This window comes from Streptomyces sp. NPDC048288 (genome assembly GCF_043201555.1).
Taxonomy (GTDB): domain Bacteria; phylum Actinomycetota; class Actinomycetes; order Streptomycetales; family Streptomycetaceae; genus Streptomyces.
In genome coordinates, this window is sequence record NZ_JBICZD010000014.1 from 167,147 (window position 1) to 185,088 (window position 17,942).

A 17,942-nucleotide genomic window follows, 5' to 3' on the forward strand; every position below is an offset into this window, starting at 1 on the left:
GACGTGTCGTCAGACCGAGAGCGCGAACCCGCCCGTCACCCGCAGGGTCTCGCCGGTCACGAAGGACGCCTTCGAGGAGACCAGGTAGAGCAGCGCCTCGACGATGTCCTCCTCCCGGCCCTCCTGCCGCAGGATCTGCTCCCCGAGGACGCGTTCCGCCTCGGCGGGGGAGAGCTGCTGCCGTACCGCGTCGGTGAAGATCAGGCCCGGCGCGATCGCGTTGACCCGGATGCCGTCGGCGGCGAACTCCCGCGCGAACGACACCGTCAGACCGCGCACGGCGAGCTTGGAGACGCCGTAGACGCTGCGGTTCGCGTACGCCGCCGACGAGGAGATGTTGACGACCGAGGCCCCGGCACGGCCCTTCATGGCCTCGTGGGCGGCCATGGTGCAGATGACGGTGCCCATGATGTTGACGTCGATCACGCGCCGTACCTTGGCCAGGCCCAGTTCGGTGAAGGGCTTGTTGTAGGCGGCGTGCAGACCGGCGTTGTTGACCAGGATGTCGAGTCCGCCGTGGCGCGCCACGATCCCGTCCACCACGGCGCCGACCCCGTCCTCGTCCGCCACGTCGCAGGCGACCCCCGTCGCGCCCCGGCCCTTCGCGGTGAGTTCCGCGGCCGCCCCGGCCGCCGCGTCGCCGTCGATGTCGGCGAGCACGACATGCGCGCCGAGCGCCGACAGCGCCTCCCCGAACGCCTTCCCGAAGCCCCGGCCGCCGCCGGTGATCAGGGCGACCTTGCCCTGGTGCGGTGTGCTGTCCGGCATCAGAACCTCACTTCGATCGCTGCCGTCACTTCGATCACTTCGATCACTTCGGGCCGAACCGCTGGCCCGCGTCCAGGCGCAGGCACTGGCCGTTCAGCATCGGGTTGTCGACGACCGCCAGGGCGAGCTTCGCGTACTCCTCGGGCCGGCCCAGGCGCCGGGGGAACGCGGCGTCCTTCACCAGGGCGGCCCGCGTCTCGGCGGGGATCTTCTCGGTGGCGCCGGTCTCGAACAGACTCGGCGCGATGGCGACGACCCGGATGCCGAGGGAGCCGAGGTCCCGGGCCATGGTGAGGCTCATGCCGGCGATGGCGGCCTTGGCGGCGGAGTAGGCGACCTGCCCGATCTGCCCCTCGAAGGCGGCGATCGACGAGGTGTTGACGATGACCCCGCGTTCGCCGTCGGTTTCCTCGGGCTCGTTGCGGCTCATGTGCGCGGCGGCCAGCCGGCTGATGTTGAAGGTGGCGACGGCGTTCAGGTCGAGTACCCGGCGGAAGGTCTCCAGGTCGTGCGGACCGTCCTTGCCGAGAGTGCGCCGCACACTGCCGCCACCCGCCGTCGTGACCGACACGTGCAGCCCGCCCAGCGCCTGTACGGCCGCCTCCAGCGCCCCTTCCGTCGCCGCGAAGTCGGTCACGTCGACGGGGTGGAAGCTGCCGCCGAGCGCGGCGGCGACCTCCCCGCCCGCCGACGCCGGACGGTCCAGCACCGCGACGTCGGCGCCGCGGGCCGCGAGGAGTTCGGCGGTGGCCCGGCCCATGCCGGAGGCGCCGCCGAACACCACCGCCTTCTTGCCCTTGATCTCCATGGGGAACCTTTCGGATCGTCCGCTCACGCGGATGCGGGAGACGCCCGCAGGAAGTCGCAGAGCCGGTCGCGGTGGACGGCGGTGTCGCCGTACAGCACGCTGTCGGCCCTGGCCCGGCGCAGGTGGAGATGGAGCTCGTGCTCCCAGGTGAAGCCGATGCCGCCGTGCAGCTGGAGGGCCCGGGCCGCGACCTCGCCGGCCGCGGCCGCGACGTACGAGGCGGCGGCGCAGGCGGCCCGGCCGGCGTCCTCGGTACCCGCGTCGGCGGCCATCGCCGCGTAGGCGGTGACGGCGCGGGCGCCGTGCACCCGCAGCGCCATGTCGGCGCAGGCGTGCTTGACGGCCTGGAAGGAGCCGATGGGGCGGTCGAACTGGACCCGGGACGTGGTGTGTTCGACGGTGAGTTCCAGCATGCGCTCCATCACCCCGAGCGCGTCGGCGCAGCGCAGCACCGACGCCTCGTCGAGCAGCCGCTGGATCTCCTCCGGGCCGGCGCCGAGCCGGCGGTCCGGAGGCACCCGCACCCCCTCGAACCGGACCTCGTAGAACGCGCGGGTCAGGTCCAGGACCTCCTGCCGCCGGACCGTCACCCCGGAGGCCGTACGGTCGACGAGGAAGGACTCCGGGACGCCGTCCCGTAGTGCGGTGACGAGCAGCCAGCGGGCGCCGCCCGCGTCCTGTACCGCCGTCTTCACCCCGTCCAGGACGACCGTGTCCCCGTCCGAGCGGGCCGTGGCCCGCACGCCGTCCAGCGACCACGGGGCGTGCGGCTCGGCGAAGGCCCAGGTGGCCCAGGCCGAGCCGGCGGCGAGCGCGGGCAGCACCTCGGCCCGCAGCGCGGGCGGTGCCCAGGCGGCGAGTGCCCGCCCTGCGATCGCGGTGGGCGTGACCGGTCCCCGGCCGAGCGCCCGCCCCATCTCCTCGGCGACCAGGGCGAGTTCCACCAGACCTTGCCCGGCACCGCCGTACTCCTCGGGCAGTCCGAGACCGGGCCAGCCGAGGTCGGCCGTCAGCCGCCACACCTCGGGATCGACGTCCTCCGCGCGGTCCGCCCAGGCCCGCACGTGGGTCACCGGAGCCCGGTCCGACAGCAGGTCGCGCGAGGCCGTACGGAGCATCTCCTGCTCTTCACTGAGCTCGAAGTTCACCCGAGCAAGGTATCCTCTTTTGATTCAACGGTCGAGATCCTCAGGCGAGATGAGTCATGACCTGTTGATCAACGAATGATTTGAGTACTCTGAATTCCATGGTTGATGCCGTTCTCCTCTCCGCGTGCCGCACCGCCATCGGAACCGCCCGCCGGGGCAGCCTGCGGGACACCGACGCCTTCGAGCTCGCCGCCGTCGTGGTCCGTGAGGCCGCCCGGCGCAGTGGACTGCCACCCGAGGCGTTCGACGACGTCGTCCTCGGCGAGTCCCTGGCCGGCGGCGGCGACATCGCCCGCCACGCGGCCCTGCGGGCGGGCCTGACCCATGTCCCCGGCCTCGCCCACAACCGGCACTGCGCCTCCGGACTGGCCAGCGTGGCCACCGCGGCCGCCGGCGTACGGGCCGGGATGGACCGGGCCGTGATCGCGGGCGGGACGCACTCCTCGTCGACCGCCCCGGTGGCCCGGCGGCGGATCCCGGGCACCGACGACTGGCAGGACCCCTGGATGGCGCCGACCCATGTGCCGACGCCCGAGGCGCCCAACGACGACATGGGGGTCCTCGTCGGCTGGAACACCGCCCGGCTGGCCGGGCTCACCCGCGAGGAGATGGACGCCTGGGCGCTGCGCTCGCACGAGCGGGCCGTACGCGCCGTCGACGAGGGCCGGTTCACCGACGAGATCGTCCCCGTGCCGGTCACCGGCCGGGACGGCACCGCCTCCGTCTTCGACACCGACGAGCACCCGCGCCGCGACACCAGCGCCGAGAAGCTCGCCGCGCTGAAGGTGCTGCACCCCGAGATCGAGGGGTTCTCCATCACGGCCGGCAACTCCAGCGGCGTCAACGACGGCGCCGCGGCGGTCGTCGTCGCCTCCTCCGACCTGGCCGCGGAGCACGGACTCACCCCGATCGCTACCGTACGGTCCTGGGCGAGCGTGGGAGTGGACCCCGTCGAGACGGGGCTCGCGCCGGTCGCGGCCATCCGCAAGGCCCTCGACCGGGCCGGGCTCGGCCTCGGCGACGTCGACCTGTTCGAGGTCAACGAGGCCTTCGCGGCCGTGGCCGTGGCCACCACCCGCGAGCTGGGCCTCGACCCCGAGCGGGTCAACCCGTTCGGCAGCGGCTGCAGCCTCGGCCACCCGATCGCCACCACCGGCACGCGCATGGTCGTGACGCTCGCGCACGAACTGCGCCGCCGGGGCGGCGGGACCGCGGTCGCCGCCATGTGCGCGGGCGGCGGTATGGGCGCGGCGCTGGTCCTGACGGTCTGACCGACGGTGATCCAGGTCGGGGCCGAGGGGCTGGACTGCCGCTGGACGGACGGTGTGCTGTGGCTGACGCTGGACCGGCCGCGGGCACGCAACGCCATGACCATCGCCATGCGGCGCGGGCTGATCGAGGCCGTCAGGGCGGCCGACGACGACGCGGAGACGCGGCTGGTCGTCCTCACCGGCACCGATCCCGCGTTCTCCGCGGGTATCGACCTCAAGGAGGCGCTGGGTAACGGCACCGGCTCGCCGCGCGGGGCGCGCACGGACCCCGCCGAGGTGGTGCGGGCGGCCCGTACCCCGGTGCTCGGCGTGATCAACGGCCCCTGCTACACCGGGGCGTTGGAACTGGCGCTGTCGTGCTCGTTCCTCATCGCCTCCGACCGGGCGCGGTTCGCCGACACCCATGCCGCGATCGGGCTGGCGGCGGGCTGGGGAATGAGCGCACTGCTGCCGCGCGCCGTCGGCACCCGGCTCGCCCGCCGGATGATGCTCACGGGCGAGCCCATCGACGCCCGACGGGCCCTGGCGGCAGGCCTGGTCACCGAAGTCGTCCCGCACGACTGCCTCCTCGACCTCGCCCACGAGATCGCCGGCCTGATCCGCGCCGCCCACCCCGCAGCCGTCACGGACACCCTCGCCCTGCTCGCCGACGGCGAGGACACCAGCCTCGCCCACGCCCTCACCCTGGAATCACGCGCGAAACTGCGCCGCCGATACGACGTGGCCGAAGTGGCACACCGGTTCGACAGTGCCCCGAAGGGGCGCGAGGAACTGCGCGACCAGCCACGATGACGCCGCAGCCGACCGACGGCGCATGTGCGGCCCGGCAGCGGACTCGCACATGCGCACAGCTCAGGGGCGCGGGGAACCGCGCGACCAGCCACGACCCGGCCGCAGACGACCCACCACCCATTCCCGGCCCCACAACAGAGCCGCGCCTCTGAACAGCCACAGTGCAGTCACCCCACCGCGGCCTCCCCCAGATAGCGGCGCAACAGCTCCGGCCCGGCCACCCCCGCGTCCCCCGCCCAGGCCACACTCCCGCGCCGCAGCACCAGGCACCGGTCGGCGAAATCGAGCGCCCGGCTCGCGAACTGCTCGATCATCACGACCGCCACACCGGCGGCCCTGGCCCGCCGCAGGCTCTCGAAGACCACGTCGACCATCTTCGGCGCGAGCCCCAGCGACAGCTCGTCGGCGATCACCAGCCGGGGGTCGGCGGCCAGGGCCCGCGCCAGCGACAGCATCTGCTGCTCGCCCCCGGACAGCGTCCCCGCGGCCTGCCGCCGCCGCTCCCGCAGCACCGGAAAGATCTCGAAGGCCCGCTCCAGCGCCGCAGGCCGGCCGCGCCGGTCGCCGGCGGTGGCCATCCGGAGGTTCTCCAGCACGGTCAGGGAAGGGAACACCCCGCGCCCCTCGGGCAGATGGACGAGCCCCGCCCGGCGGATCGCGTCCGGCGGCTGCCCGGTGAGGTCCCGGCCCCCCAGCGCGAAGCGACCGGCGGCGGCCGGGACGAGCCCCGACAGCGCCCTGGCCAGCGTGCTCTTCCCCGCCCCGTTCGGCCCCAGCACCGCGAGCGCGCTGTTCGGCGGCACCTCGAACGTCACGTCCCGCAGCGCCTGGGAGGCCCCGTAACGCACGGTCAGATCACGGACGGCGAGCAGCGGGGCACCGGTGACGGTCATGCGGAAGTCCTCTCCTCGTCCTGGCCGGCATCCTGATCTGCCGCCTCGCCCAGGTACGCCGCGCGTACCGCGGGATCCCGGCGCACCTCGGCAGGGGAGCCCACACTGATCTCGACGCCGAAGTCGAGGACGTGGACCACGTCGCTCATCCCCAGCACCAGCTCGACGTCGTGCTCGACCAGCAGCAGCGACACCCCGTGGTCGGCGACGACACGCGTGAGCGTCGCCGCCAGCTCGTCGGTCTCGCGCGCGTCGAGCCCGGACGACGGTTCGTCGAGGAGCAGCACACCCGGGTCGACGGCGAGCGCCCGGGCGATCTCCAGCAGCCGGCCGGTGCCCAGCGGCAGCCCGCCGACCGGCCGGTGCGCCTGCCCGGTCAGCCCCAGCGCCGCGAGCAGTGCGTCGGTCCTGCGGTCCTCGTCGGCCGGGGCCCGCCGGAAGCCGCCCCCGGTGACGAGGTCGGTCCAGATCCGGTGCCGGGTGTGCCGCAGCCGGTACGCCAGCACCACGTGCTCACGGACCGTCAGCCCCGGGAACAGCTCCGGATGCTGGAAGGTACGCGCCAGCCCGCGCCGGGCCCGCGCCTGCGCACTGGCCCGGGTGACGTCCCGGCCGTCCATCAGGACCGCGCCCTCGCTCGGCGCGAGCAGCCCGGACAGCACGGCGAACAGCGTGCTCTTGCCCGCGCCGTTGGGCCCCACAAGCCCGACCACCGAGGCGGGCGGCACGGCCAGATCGACCTCGCTGAGGGCGACGAGCCCGCCGAAGCGGACGGTGACCCCGCGGGCCTCGACGCGCGGTGGTGTCGTACCGGATGCCGCGCCGGTACGACTCGTACCCGCCGCCGTGCTCATACGAGTTCTCCCTCGGGCGTCGAAGGCTCCCCGGCGCGGGCCCGCCGGCCCTGCCGCCACCGTCCCAGCTCGCGCAGCTGCCGGGCGTGCATCGCGATGATCCCCTCGGGGTTGCGGGCGAGCATGACCGCGCCGAGGCCGAACAGGATGACCGGGATCTCGGCCCAGCGGGTCGGCAGGTAGGTCTGGAACACACTGGGCAGCACGGCGAAGGCCACTCCGGCGACCAGCGCCCCGACGACCGGCCGCGCTCCCACCGTGACCAGGACGGCCAGCCAGACCAGGCCGGTGAACGGGTTGAAGGAGTCGGGCAGCGCCGACTGGTAGGCGAGTGCGAGGAGACCTCCGCCGACGGCCGCGACGAAGGTGGCCACGGCGGAGACGAGCACCTTGACCGGTACGACGCCGAGCCCGAGCGTGCGGGAGCCGGCCTCGCTCCAGCGGACCGCCGTCACGGCGAGCCCCGCCGTCGAGCGCCGCAGGTTGACGACGAACAGACCGAGGACGGCGAACACCGCCAGCGCGAGCAGCGCGAAGCTCCGGTTGTCCAGCGCCCAGGCCGGGCGGGGCATGTAGATGCCCTGGCCGGAGTTGTAGAAGCGGTCGCGCAGGAAGACCAGGTTCTGGGCGAGCAGCCCGAAGGTCAGGGTCACCAGGGCGACGTACAGGTTGCCCAGCCGGATCGTCAGGAGGCCGAGCACCACCCCGACCGGGACCACGCCCACCGCGCTCACCAGCACCGCCGCCAGGGGCGGCCACCCGGAGTTCGTGGTGAGGTCGGCGGCGAACAGGGCGCCGAGCCCCGCGAAGGTGATCTGGCAGAGCCAGATCATGCCGCCCTCGCCGGTGACCAGCGTGCCGGACAGCAGCGCCGTGGCCAGCGCGACACCGGTGGCCGTCAGCCCGGTCCAGAAGTCGTTCAGGACCAGCGGCAGGCATCCGACGACGGCGAGCGTCGCCAGGGGGGCCAGGAACCCCGAAGGGGTCGTGATCGCGGGTGCGCCCGCGGCTTCGGCGCGGACCGCGCGGTCCAGCGCGCCGCCCGCGGGTGCGTCTCCCGCCCGGCCGCGCACCGCGTGGGCGAGCAGGAAGACGAGCATGAAGAGGAAGGGGACGCTCGGCACGATCTGCGCCGACAGCGCGCTCTGCGGATCGAGCCAGCGCTGGATCACGCTGGTGACCACGCCCATGGCCAGGGCGACCGCGACGGCCGTCGGCAGACTGCGCAGCCGGGCCGCCACCACGGCCGCGAAGGCGGCCGCCATCAGGAACGTCATCCCGTCCACCGACAATCCGGCGGTGGGCGCGACGAGGACGCCGGCCAGCCCCGCCAGCAGCGAACTGACCGCCCACACCCCGACCGACACCCGCGTCGGACTGACCCCCGACATCGCGGTGAGCGCCTCGGAGTCGACCAGGGCGCGGACCTTCAGGCCGAGGTCGGTGAAGCGCAGCAGGACGGTCCCGATGACCAGGACCACGGCGAGACCCGCGTAGGTGATCAGCTGGTTCATGTCGACGACCGCGCCGAACGGCCGGTACACCGCGACGGGTTGGGGCGCGAGACCCGGCGCGGTGGCGTTCACCAGCCGCCCGAGCACCAGGTCGACCAGCGGCGGCAGGGCGACCGACAGACCGATCGTGGCGACGATCTTCACCAGCGGGGAGCGCAGCCGCAGGTGCCGGAAGAGCACCACGTACAGGAGCACACCCAGCGCGGGGCCGAAGGCGCCGATCGCGACGGCGGCGGCGAGCGGCAGCGGCCAGCCCTGCTCGACGTACAGGAAGTAGTAGAAGCGGGCCACGGCGAACGCCATGGCTCCGAAGGCGAAGTTGAAGACGCCCGAGGAGACATGGGTGACGACCAGTGAGGCCGCGGCGATGGCGTAGACGGCCCCCAGGGCGAGGCCGGCGACAACGTAGGAGAGCAACGACGGCCTCCTGGGAGTGCGTGCTCGGATGAGCAACGGGACCCGATTAAAGTGCTCTCATAAGGAGTTGGCGTCAACCCTACGGGGGCATATCGCCGCACGAGCCGGTGACAAAGGATACTTAATATGCTCCACTGTGCCTCGCGTACCACCTGTCGGAACCGTCGTTCGACGGGCCGGGGACGGAGGAGAGCACATGAGAAGAGTCGGTGCCATCGCAACCTGGACCAGTGCCGCGCTACTGCTGCTCACCGCCTGCGGCGGCGGTGCCGCGGGTGACGCGGACAGCGCCGGCGGGCCGGTGAAGGTCGGCGTGCTGACCTCGCTGAGCGGCGCGGCCGCCGCGCACTACGCGGACACGGAGAGCGGAGTGAAGGCCCGGTTCGCGGCCTACAAGGCGGCCGGCGGCAAGTGCGCCGCACGCGGCTTCGACGTGGTCATGGCCGACGACCAGTCCACCCCGCAGGGCGCGCTCACCGCGGCCCAGCGACTGGTGCAGCAGGAGAACGTGTACGCGGTGCTGCCGGTGAGCACCTACTTCTACGGCGCCGGACAGTACGCCGGCACCCAGGCCGCCTCCACTCCGTTCCTCGGCGGCGCCTTCGACGGCGGCGAGCAGTGGTTCGACCCGAAGTACGGCAACCTCTTCCCGGCGATGTCCGGCACCGACTACGACCGCGCCGCGACCACCCTCGGCACGTACTGGAAGAAGCTCGGCGGCACCAAGGTCGCCGTGGTCGCCTACAACACGCCGAGCTCCGCCAAGGCGGCCGAGGGGGCCGCGGTCTCGGCCGAACACGCCGGACTGGGCCGGGGCTACGTCAACGAGCGCATCCCGTTCGGCAGCAGCGACGTCGGCCCGATCGTCCTCGGCATCAAGAAGTCCGGCGCCGACGTGCTCTACGCGCCGGTGATCCCCGAGACCGGCTTCGCGCTCGCCACCGGCCTGCGCCGGGCCGGGGTGAAGATGAAGTCCATCCTGCTGGCCACCGGCTACGGAGCGGACCTGCTGAAGTCGCCGCCCACCCTGAAGGTGGCGCAGGGCGTGGGCTTCATGACCTCCTACGCGCCGGTGGAGACGGACACGAAGGCGACCGCCGCCTGGTCGGCGGCGCTCAAGCGGTACGCCAAGTCCGCCTCCGGCATCCCCTCCTTCTCCCAGGCGGTCGGCTGGATCAGCGCGGACCTGCTGCTGCACGGGCTGGAGAAGGCCGGCTGCACCGCGAGCCGCAAACAGCTGATGGCCGCGCTGCGCACCGACAACAGCTGGACCGCCGGCGGACTGTTCCCGCAGCCCGCCGACTTCGCGCACAAGGGCACCTACTCGGTCGGCGGCCCCGGCGACTGCACCTTCGTCTCCGTCCTCAAGGGCGCGAAGTTCGTGCCGGACCCGGCGGCCGCACCGGCCTGCGGCGAGCAGATATCCGGCGTGAAGGTCAGCGTCAAGTAGCGGCCGGGCGGCACGCGGCTCAGCGTGCCGCCCAGCTGACCGTCTTCGTCTGCAGGTACTCGTCCAGGCCGAACTCGCCCCACTCCCGGCCGAGTCCGCTCTGCTTGTACCCGCCGAACGCGGCCCGGGGGATCACCCCGGGGCTGCTCGCGTTCAGGGCGACCGCGCCGGTCCGGATACGGGACGCCATCTCGTACGCGGCCACGGTGTCGGCGCTCCACACGGCGCCGGCAAGGCCGTACGGGCTGTCGTTGGCGATCCGCACCGCCTCCTCGTCGTCGGCGAAGGGGATGACGACACCGACCGGGCCGAAGAACTCCGTGCGGGCGATGGTCATGGAGTTGTCGACGTCGGTGAAGAGGGTCGGCTCGACGAAGTAGCCGCGGTCCAGGCCGGCGGGCCGGCCGCCGCCGCAGACGAGCCGGGCCCCCTCCTCCTCGCCCAGCCGGATCAGCTTCTCGACCTTGCCCCGCTGCGCCTCGCTGATCAGCGGGCCCATGGTGGTCGCCGGGTCGGCCGGGTCACCGACCTTCACCCGCGCGAGGGCCGCGGTCAGCCGCGCGACCAGTTCGTCGTGGACGGACTCGTGCACCAGCGTGCGGGTCAGCAGCGAACAGCCCTGTCCTGCATGGGCGGTGATGCCCGTGAGCGCGGCGCGGACCGCGCCGTCGAGGTCGCCGTCGGCGCGGACGATGTTGGCCGACTTGCCGCCGAGTTCGAGGACGACCTTCTTCAGCGAGGCCGCGGCCTGGGCGTAGACCATGCGGCCGACCGTGTCGGAGCCGGTGAAGCTCACCAGGTCCACCATGGGGTGGGTGGTCAGCGCCCGGCCCGCCTCCACGTCACCGGTCACGATGTTCAGCACGCCCGGCGGCAGCCCGGCCGCGTCCGCGAAGTCGCCGATCAGCAGCGACTCCAGGGGCGTGGCGGGCGCCGGTTTCAGTACGGCGGTGCAGCCGGCCGCGAGGGCCGGGACCACCTTCATCATGCTGAGGAAGAACGGGAAGTTGTAGGCGGAGATCAGCGCGCACACCCCGAACGCCTCGCGGCGCAGCACTCCTTGGAAGATGCCGGTGCCCGGCGTGATCGTCGGGTCCATCGGGCGCTCCCAGGCGAACGTGGGGATCACCCGCTCGGCCATGTCCCGCAGATGCGTCACCGGGACCCGGGTCTGCAGGGTCTCGGCCAGGGAGCGGACCGAGCCCGCCTCCGTCATGTTGACGGCGACGAGTTCGGGCAGCCGGCGCTCCATCTCCTCGGCCATCCGCAGCAGGACGGCGGCCCGCTCCATGGGCCGCATCCGTGGCCACGGCCCCTCGTCGAAGGCGCGCCGGGCCGCCCGGACGGCCTCGTCGACGTCGGCCGGCGCGGAGCCGGGGACCTCCGCGATCGTCTCCTCCGTCGCGGGATTGCGGACCGGTACCGGCGTGTCCGACCGGCCGTCGGTGCGGCGCCCGTCGATGTAGAGCTGCGCGGAGAACGCGTACGCCGTCGTCATGTCGGTCTCCTGGTCGTCTGCGGTGGTATCCAGACCTGATCAGTTGAGTGTACTGAATTTGCCCACTGCGGGAAGAGGGCTGCCCGGTTCCCGCTGTCAGCAAGGCGTCAGGATTCTGAGAGGAAATCGCCTGCTCATTCCGTATGCTGAATCATTGACTGGACCGATCGGTACAGCTAACTTCGGCAGCACCAGCGGGTTGGATTTCTGCGACGAACGACGAGGTTCGAAAGAGGTACCGCCTGTGTTCAAGGAATTTGTCGTCTCCGGCGACTCCCACATCATCGAGCCGGTCGATCTCTTCAAGACCCGGCTGCCCAAGCAATTGCGCGACCGCGCCCTGTGGGAAGAGGAGTTCACCCTCGACGAGCCGATCGTCGACGGCGGGCACACCGAGTTCAAGAAGCTGCACACCATCGGGTTCGACGGCTGGACCATCTCCAAGTACCGGCAGACCGGCGGGGAGACCCCGGACGGCGACCCGGAGCACATCATCCGGGACATGAACTTCGACGGCGTCGACGCGTCGGTGATGTTCCCGAACCTCTCGCTGTTCGTCCTGTTCACGGACGACCACGAGCTCTCCATGGCCCACGCCCGGGTGTGGAACGACTACCTGGTCGAGCGGTACCTGTCGTACAAGGACCGGCTGCGGCCGACGGCCGCGATCCCGCTCACGGACGTCCCCGAGGCGGTCGCGGAGATCGAGCGGGTGGCACGACTGGGGATCGGCGCGCTCCTCCTCCCGGAGATACCGCCGCTGCCGTACTACTCGCGGGAGTACGACCCGGTCTGGGCGGCCGCGCAGGCGCACGGACTGCCGGTCTTCATCCACGTGGCGACCGGCGGGGTGAAGGTCAAGGAGCAGGTGTCCGAGACCGCGCTCACCGTCCGCGGCCTGATGACGGCCATGAACATGGGCAAGGGCAACCTGACCGACGACATGGTGGCCGGCCGCACCATGGGCAGCGCGGTCGGCTCGGCCGTGGCCGGCCCACAGGGCATCATCGCCAGCCTCGTCGGCGGCGGGGTGTGCGAGCGCTTCCCCGACCTGCACTTCAACCTGATCGAGTACACGGCCGGCTGGCTGGTCTCCTTCATGGGCTACATGGACAAGGCGTGGAAGACCGGCACCGGCCAGGACCCCGACTGGTGGCTCGGCTTCTGGGACGACAGCCGCGGGCCGAAGGAGCAGCTCTCGATGGGACGGCTGTTCGCGGTCAACGACAAGTGGCCCTACCCGCTCAAGCCCACCGAGTACGTCCGGCGCCAGATCCACGTCCAGTTCGCGGACGACCCGACGGCCGTCAAGGCCCGCCACATCACGGGCCTGTCGACGGTGATGTGGGGCAACGACTACCCGCACGCCGAGGGCACCTTCCGCAGCAGCGAGGAGTGCATCGCCGAGAACTTCGAGGGCGTGGGCGACGAGGACCGCGCCGCGATCCTCGGCGGCACCCTCGCGAAGGTCGTCGGCTTCGACAGCAGCCGCAAGCTGGCACCGGTGCCCGAGGGCGCCTGACGGCTCGGGCCGGACGGCCCGGATGCGGGCCGGACCCGGCGGGGCGCGACCGCCCGGCCGGGTCCGGCCCGCTCAGGCCGGGTCCGGCAATGCCCCGATCAGCGCCAGGGCGGCCCGGGCGTACGCGGCGCGGCGGCCGCGGCTCACCATGAAGCTGGGCGCGGCGAAGTAGCCGATGTCGCGGGGGAGCGAGCCGGCGCGACGGGCCAGGGCGTCCTTCGCGTCGGCGGTCGTACCGCAGACGGCGATCCCGGTCAGCATGTCGTCGGTGACGGCCCGGACCATGGCGTCGGTGTCACCGGCCCGGAAGGCGTCGCGCAGCCGGGCCACGGGCTCCTCCCAGCCGTGGTGGGCGACGAAGGGGTCGTATGTCCGGACCGTCAGGTAGAAGGCGATCATGCGCCGGGCGTCGGCGATCGCGCGTTCGGGCGCGTGGTCGTCGACCGCCGTGATGATCCAGCCGTGTTCCAGCGGACGCGTACCCGCCGGGTCGCCCTCGCCGTCGCCGTCACTCGCGCCCCGGGCCACCGCGGGCCGTACCACCTCGTTCCACCAGGAACCGGTGAACAGCCCGTGCCCGACGACACCGTCGGCCACCCGGCCGGCGGTGGCCGCCATGCGGGCGTTGAACGCGGCGAGCAGGACCGGGATGTCCAGCCGGCCGAGCACGGGGGCCCGGACGTCGGCGTCGAGGTGGTGGAACTCGCCCGCGTACCGGACCCGTTCGCCGTTCTCCGCGTGCAGCCAGGCCCGTACGGCGCCGACGGTGTCGGCGATCCGGGCCACCGGCCGTTCCGCGGGCACGCCCAGCCAGTCCCGGTTGATCCGGAACGCGGCGCTGCCCAGCCCGAGGAACAGCCGGCCCGGCGCCTGGGCGTGCAGCTGGCGCAGGGCGGTGGCGTGGGCGTAGGGGGTGCGGGCGAAGGCGTAGGCGATGGCCGGGCCCGCCAGCGCGCGCTCGGTGTTCGCGACGATGTCGGCCACCGTGAGGTAGGCGTCGTGGTCGGCGAACTCCCCGGCGCAGAAGGCCTCGACGCCGGCCTGCTCGGCCTCCCGTCCGACGTCCCGGCCGGGCCAGGGCATACCGAACCGCATGACAGCCTCCCGTTGATCACCTCGACATGGCAGAGCTGTAAAAAAGTACACTTATTTAGGTGTGGGTGGGAAGCCTCACCGCAGTGTCCACTTCCCCCTGGGTACCGCGGCGCGGTCGACCTCGGCCTTGCCGATCGGGTTCCCGAGCTGTGTGTACGACAGCCCGGTGCGCAGGGCCTGGGTGCGGGTCGAGTCGAGGGACTCCCAGATCGCGCGGACGGTGCCCTGGACGGCGGCCGGCGGCTTCGCCGCGATGATCCGGGCGATCTCGTCGGCCCTGTCCCACAGTTCCTCGCGCGGCAACACCTCGCTGACCAGGCCGATCTGCAGCGCCCGGGCGGCCGACACGCGCTCGTCCAGGCCGAGCAGGGCGATCCGCAACGCCTCCCCGAGGGGGATGCGCCGGGCCAGGCCGATGGGTTCCAGGGCCGCCGTCAGCCCGTAGCTGACGTGCGGGTCGAAGAACGTGGCCTCCTCCGAACAGATCAGGATGTCGGCTTCGTTGAGCCAGTAGAAGGCGCCGCCCGCGGCCATCCCGTGCACCGCGCAGACCAGCGGTTTCCACACCTGGTTGAGCTTCGGCGAGAGGAACTCGCCGGGATCCGTCTGCGACCAGACGTTGGGGTGGCGGTCGATGCCCTCCTTCACGTCCATCCCGGTGCAGAACGCCCGGTCACCGGCCCCGCGCAGCACGACGACGCGCACGTCGTCGTCGTGCTTGACGGTGTCCCAGAGGGCGGCGAACTCCTCCAGCATCCGCTGGTTGAAGCCGTTCATCGCCTCCGGCCGGTTGAGGGTGACGGTGGCGACGTGGTCGGTCACCTCGAACAGGACGGTCTTGAGTTCCATCCGGCAGCTCCGTTCTCGACGCGATCCAGGAAAGTAGTATACTTTTCTCTGGTTACTCGGCGCCGCGGGTTCGGCGCCACGAGAGCCGCGGAGGACACTGCGATGAGGCCACGCGTGGGTCAGATGCTCGCCAGTACGGTCGACACGACGGCGGTGATCGTCGTCCGGTGCCCGGACGGGGAAGTGGAGATCGGCTGCGGCGGAGCCGCCATGGTCGAGGGCGACGGGAAGGGCGCGGGAGCCGCCGCCGGTACCCCGGACCCCGGCCTGAGCGGCGGCGCGCTGCTCGGGAAGCGGTACGCCGACGACGAACTCGGTGTGGAACTCCTGTGCACCAAGCCCGGACCGGGCACCCTGACGGTCAACGGCGTCCCGCTGCCGATGAAGTCCGCCAAGCCGCTCCCGGCCTCGGACTGAGGGGCGGCGGCCCGTGAACATATCGATGCTCCTGGACATGGCCGCCGAGGGCTTCGGCGACCGGGTCGTCGTCGGACGCGCGGACGACGGCCTGACCGCCGCGCGGCTGCGTGAACTGGCCGCGGGCGGCGCCGGGTTGATCCGCTCCGCCGAAGCCGACGCGATCGTCTACCTCGCGGTCAACGGCCCGGCCCTGCCCGCCGCGCTCTTCGCGGCCGCCGGCGCCGGAGTACCCCTGGTCCCGGTCAACTACCGCCTCGGTGACGCCCAGCTCGACGCCCTGCTGGCGAACCACCCCCGCGCGCTGGGCATCGCCGACCCGGCGCACGACGCGGCGCTGCGGCGCGCGGGACTGCCGGTCCTCAGCCCCGCCGAGTGGCTCGACCGGGCGGCCGGGCAGACAGACCCGCGGGCCGACGCCGACCCGGTGGTCCCCGGCGCCCCGGCCGTCCTGATCTACACGAGCGGGACCACCGCCGCGCCCAAGGGCGTCGTCCTGCGCCACCACAACCTGGTGTCGTACGTGCTCGGCACCGTGGAGTTCGCCGGAGCCGGCCCCGACGAGGCGGCACTGGTGAGCGTCCCGCCGTACCACATCGCCGCCGTGTCGAACGTGCTGACGAACCTGTACGCGGGGCGCCGGGCCGTCACCCTGGAGCAGTTCACCCCGGAGGGCTGGCTCGACCTGGTGCGGCGGCAGCGGATCACCAACGCGATGGTCGTCCCGACGATGCTCGCCCGCATCATGGACACGGCCGGGCTCGACCGGTCGGTGCCCTCGCTGCGCGCGCTCGCCTACGGCGGGGCCCGGATGCCGGTCCGGGTCGTGGAGACCGCGCTGCGGGCCTGGCCGCACGTGGACTTCGTGAACGCCTACGGGCTCACCGAGACCTCCTCCACCATCACCGTCCTGGGCCCGCGGGAGCACCGTACGGCCGTCGCCAGCGACGACCCCGCGGTACGGGCCCGGCTCGGCTCGGCCGGACTGCCGGTGCCGGGCGTCGAACTGGAGGTCCGCGACCCGTCCGGCGCGGTGGCGGCCCCCGGCGAGACCGGGCAGATCTGGGTGCGCGGCGAGCAGGTCTCGGGGGAGTACGCGGGAGGCGGCTCCGCCGTCGACGAGCGGGGCTTCTTCCACACCCGCGACCGGGGCCGCCTCGACCACGACGGCTACCTCCACATCGAGGGCCGGGCCGACGACACGATCATCCGCGGCGCCGAGAACATCGCGCCCGCCGAGATCGAGGACGTCCTGCTCGGCCACCCGGACGTGCTCGACGCGGTCGTCGTCGGCCTGCCCGACGAGGAGTGGGGCCAGCGCATCGAGGCGGTGGTCGTCCTGCGCGACGGGGTGAGCGTCGACCCGGAGTCCCTGCGGGCCCAGGTGCGCGCCACGCTGCGCGGCTCCAAGACCCCGGAGCGCATCACGCGCTGGCCCGAACTGCCCCGCACCCCCACCGGCAAGCTGATCCGGCGTGACATCGTCGAGGCGCTGACCGCCGGGAACCGGACGGGGGCCGGCGCATGAGCGTCCTCGCCGACAGCCCGGACCTGACCGCCGAACTCGCGCGGCGCACCGCCGTCGCCCTGCGCGGCTGGGCGCCCGAGGCCACGGTGGAGTCGGTCGAGCCGCTGGCCGGCGGCACATCGAGCCTCACCTACGTGGCCACGCTGGCGGGTGCCCCCGCCGGCCACGAGCGCGTCGTCCTCAAGGTGGCCCCGCCCGGCCTGGAACCGGTCCGCAACCGGGACGTCCTGCGCCAGGCGCGGCTCATGCAGGTGCTGACCGGGGTACCCGGCGTCCGCGTGCCGAAGGTGCTGTTCTCCGACAAGGGTGCCCCGACGGCCCAGCAGCCCTTCGTGGCGATGGAGCTGGTGCCCGGACAGTGCGTGGAGCCGGTGCTCGTGCCGCGCGGTACCGTGCCGGCCGCGCAGGTACGGGCCCGTGCGCTCGACGCGGCCCGGATGCTGGCCCGCCTGCACCGCGTGGACCCCAAGCGGACCGCGCTGGCGGTGGAGCCCGTCGTCACCCCCGGCGCCGAGATCGACCGCTGGGCACGTGCGTTCACCACCGTTCCCGAGGATCTGCGGGCCGGCTGCGAGGCCGTCGAGGCACGGCTGCGGGCGACCGCGCCCGCCGCGATGATGCCGGTGGTCACCCACGGCGACTACCGGCTCGGCAACACCCTGTGCGACGCCGACCGGGTGAACGCGGTCATCGACTGGGAGATCTGGTCGCTCGGCGACCCCCGCGTCGACATCACCTGGCTGACCTTCTTCACGGACGAGGCCCACCACCCGGCGTCCGTCTCCGACGAGCCGACGGGGATGCCCGGGAAGGCCGAACTCATCGACGCGTACCAGGAGGCTCGGGGCGGACCGCTCCGTGACATGGCCTGGTTCGAGGCGCTGACGAAGTACAAGGAGGCGGCGGCGACGGCCCTGCTGATCAAGCGGGGGCGGAAGGCGGGGCGGGTGACGGACATGCATCGGCGGATGGCGCCGGCCTTGCCAGTGCTGCTGGCGGAAGCGATCGAACTGCTGCGGTAGTTCGTCGGCTGCGGGTGCGTCGTGGTTGCTCGCGCAGTTCCCCGCGCCCCTAAAAGCATGGGGCGCGCCCGGTCTTTAGGGGCGCGGGGAACTGCG

General features: G+C 72.7%; 16 protein-coding genes. 7 read left to right on the forward strand and 9 right to left on the reverse strand.

All coding sequences use genetic code 11. The features are described 5' to 3' along the window. Window positions 1-9: 9 nt before the first annotated feature. From ACGFZS_RS40025 to ACGFZS_RS40035, 3 genes are read right to left on the reverse strand one after another with little or no spacing between them, the layout of a single operon-like run. The gene (locus ACGFZS_RS40025) at window positions 10-768 is read right to left on the reverse strand and encodes an SDR family NAD(P)-dependent oxidoreductase (RefSeq protein WP_393799258.1); all 759 of its coding nucleotides are present in this window, start codon (window positions 766-768) and stop codon (window positions 10-12) included. 43 nt (window positions 769-811) lie between these two features. After that, window positions 812-1,576, reverse strand: a complete 765-nt coding sequence (locus ACGFZS_RS40030) for an SDR family NAD(P)-dependent oxidoreductase (RefSeq protein WP_393799259.1) — start codon at window positions 1,574-1,576, stop codon at window positions 812-814. Between the two features lie 23 nt (window positions 1,577-1,599). Continuing rightward, on the reverse strand, window positions 1,600-2,724 hold the full coding sequence (locus tag ACGFZS_RS40035) for an acyl-CoA dehydrogenase family protein (protein ID WP_393799260.1): 1,125 nt from the start codon (window positions 2,722-2,724) through the stop codon (window positions 1,600-1,602). Window positions 2,725-2,822: 98 nt separating this feature from the next. Here ACGFZS_RS40035 and ACGFZS_RS40040 point away from each other — a divergent pair, with 98 nt between their 5' ends. Next, window positions 2,823-3,995 carry a thiolase family protein gene (locus ACGFZS_RS40040; protein ID WP_365696063.1) on the forward strand — a complete coding sequence of 391 codons (1,173 nt, stop codon included), beginning with the start codon at window positions 2,823-2,825 and terminating at the stop codon, window positions 3,993-3,995. Window positions 3,996-4,001: 6 nt separating this feature from the next. Next, the gene (locus tag ACGFZS_RS40045; protein ID WP_393799261.1) at window positions 4,002-4,787 is read left to right on the forward strand and encodes an enoyl-CoA hydratase-related protein; all 786 of its coding nucleotides are present in this window, start codon (window positions 4,002-4,004) and stop codon (window positions 4,785-4,787) included. A gap of 167 nt (window positions 4,788-4,954) precedes the next feature. Here the strand turns inward: ACGFZS_RS40045 and ACGFZS_RS40050 are convergent, their stop codons facing one another. From ACGFZS_RS40050 to ACGFZS_RS40060, 3 genes are read right to left on the reverse strand one after another with little or no spacing between them, the layout of a single operon-like run. Next, a complete protein-coding gene (locus ACGFZS_RS40050; protein ID WP_393799262.1) occupies window positions 4,955-5,680 on the reverse strand; it encodes an ABC transporter ATP-binding protein in 726 nt (241 codons plus the stop codon). Continuing rightward, complete coding sequence (locus ACGFZS_RS40055; RefSeq protein WP_393799263.1) at window positions 5,677-6,534, reverse strand: ABC transporter ATP-binding protein; 858 nt, start codon at window positions 6,532-6,534, stop codon at window positions 5,677-5,679. Before ACGFZS_RS40055 ends, ACGFZS_RS40050 begins: the two co-directional genes overlap by 4 nt. Beyond that, window positions 6,531-8,465 (reverse strand): ABC transporter permease, encoded by a 1,935-nt coding sequence (locus ACGFZS_RS40060; protein WP_393799264.1) that lies wholly within the window; start codon window positions 8,463-8,465, stop codon window positions 6,531-6,533. The genes ACGFZS_RS40055 and ACGFZS_RS40060 overlap by 4 nt, the downstream gene beginning before the upstream one ends. A 196-nt stretch (window positions 8,466-8,661) precedes the next feature. Between ACGFZS_RS40060 and ACGFZS_RS40065 the strand changes: the two genes are divergently transcribed. Further along, window positions 8,662-9,915 (forward strand): ABC transporter substrate-binding protein, encoded by a 1,254-nt coding sequence (locus ACGFZS_RS40065; RefSeq protein ID WP_393799265.1) that lies wholly within the window; start codon window positions 8,662-8,664, stop codon window positions 9,913-9,915. A 19-nt stretch (window positions 9,916-9,934) separates the two neighbouring features. Here ACGFZS_RS40065 and ACGFZS_RS40070 read toward each other — a convergent pair whose 3' ends face one another. Then, complete coding sequence (locus tag ACGFZS_RS40070) at window positions 9,935-11,413, reverse strand: aldehyde dehydrogenase family protein (protein ID WP_393799266.1); 1,479 nt, start codon at window positions 11,411-11,413, stop codon at window positions 9,935-9,937. A 244-nt stretch (window positions 11,414-11,657) separates the two neighbouring features. On the opposite strand from ACGFZS_RS40070, the gene ACGFZS_RS40075 reads away from it, so the two are divergent. Continuing rightward, complete coding sequence (locus ACGFZS_RS40075; protein WP_393799267.1) at window positions 11,658-12,935, forward strand: amidohydrolase family protein; 1,278 nt, start codon at window positions 11,658-11,660, stop codon at window positions 12,933-12,935. Window positions 12,936-13,007: 72 nt separating this feature from the next. Here the strand turns inward: ACGFZS_RS40075 and ACGFZS_RS40080 are convergent, their stop codons facing one another. Together ACGFZS_RS40080 and ACGFZS_RS40085 are read right to left on the reverse strand one after the other, a co-directional pair. Further along, window positions 13,008-14,030, reverse strand: a complete 1,023-nt coding sequence (locus ACGFZS_RS40080) for an LLM class flavin-dependent oxidoreductase (RefSeq protein ID WP_393799268.1) — start codon at window positions 14,028-14,030, stop codon at window positions 13,008-13,010. Between the two features lie 75 nt (window positions 14,031-14,105). Continuing rightward, window positions 14,106-14,879 (reverse strand): enoyl-CoA hydratase/isomerase family protein, encoded by a 774-nt coding sequence (locus ACGFZS_RS40085; protein ID WP_393799269.1) that lies wholly within the window; start codon window positions 14,877-14,879, stop codon window positions 14,106-14,108. Between the two features lie 102 nt (window positions 14,880-14,981). Between ACGFZS_RS40085 and ACGFZS_RS40090 the strand changes: the two genes are divergently transcribed. The 3 genes from ACGFZS_RS40090 to ACGFZS_RS40100 are packed head-to-tail and all read left to right on the forward strand — an operon-like array spanning window position 14,982 to window position 17,846. Continuing rightward, a complete protein-coding gene (locus ACGFZS_RS40090; RefSeq protein WP_365696077.1) occupies window positions 14,982-15,296 on the forward strand; it encodes a hypothetical protein in 315 nt (104 codons plus the stop codon). Between the two features lie 13 nt (window positions 15,297-15,309). Next, complete coding sequence (locus ACGFZS_RS40095) at window positions 15,310-16,824, forward strand: class I adenylate-forming enzyme family protein (RefSeq protein WP_393799270.1); 1,515 nt, start codon at window positions 15,310-15,312, stop codon at window positions 16,822-16,824. After that, the gene (locus ACGFZS_RS40100; protein ID WP_393799271.1) at window positions 16,821-17,846 is read left to right on the forward strand and encodes a phosphotransferase family protein; all 1,026 of its coding nucleotides are present in this window, start codon (window positions 16,821-16,823) and stop codon (window positions 17,844-17,846) included. The genes ACGFZS_RS40095 and ACGFZS_RS40100 overlap by 4 nt, the downstream gene beginning before the upstream one ends. The last annotated feature ends 96 nt before the right edge of the window (window positions 17,847-17,942 follow it).

Bases quoted from the DNA above. Each gene is read 5' to 3' on its own strand.
- ACGFZS_RS40025 (WP_393799258.1), bottom strand. From the start codon at position 768: ATGCCGGACAGCACACCGCACCAGGGCAAGGTCGCCCTGATCACCGGC.
- ACGFZS_RS40030 (WP_393799259.1), bottom strand. From the start codon at position 1,576: ATGGAGATCAAGGGCAAGAAGGCGGTGGTGTTCGGCGGCGCCTCCGGC.
- ACGFZS_RS40040 (WP_365696063.1), top strand. From the start codon at position 2,823: ATGGTTGATGCCGTTCTCCTCTCCGCGTGCCGCACCGCCATCGGAACC.
- ACGFZS_RS40050 (WP_393799262.1), bottom strand. From the start codon at position 5,680: ATGACCGTCACCGGTGCCCCGCTGCTCGCCGTCCGTGATCTGACCGTG.
- ACGFZS_RS40055 (WP_393799263.1), bottom strand. From the start codon at position 6,534: ATGAGCACGGCGGCGGGTACGAGTCGTACCGGCGCGGCATCCGGTACG.
- ACGFZS_RS40065 (WP_393799265.1), top strand. From the start codon at position 8,662: ATGAGAAGAGTCGGTGCCATCGCAACCTGGACCAGTGCCGCGCTACTG.
- ACGFZS_RS40070 (WP_393799266.1), bottom strand. From the start codon at position 11,413: ATGACGACGGCGTACGCGTTCTCCGCGCAGCTCTACATCGACGGGCGC.
- ACGFZS_RS40080 (WP_393799268.1), bottom strand. From the start codon at position 14,030: ATGCGGTTCGGTATGCCCTGGCCCGGCCGGGACGTCGGACGGGAGGCC.
- ACGFZS_RS40085 (WP_393799269.1), bottom strand. From the start codon at position 14,879: ATGGAACTCAAGACCGTCCTGTTCGAGGTGACCGACCACGTCGCCACC.
- ACGFZS_RS40090 (WP_365696077.1), top strand. From the start codon at position 14,982: ATGAGGCCACGCGTGGGTCAGATGCTCGCCAGTACGGTCGACACGACG.
- ACGFZS_RS40100 (WP_393799271.1), top strand. From the start codon at position 16,821: ATGAGCGTCCTCGCCGACAGCCCGGACCTGACCGCCGAACTCGCGCGG.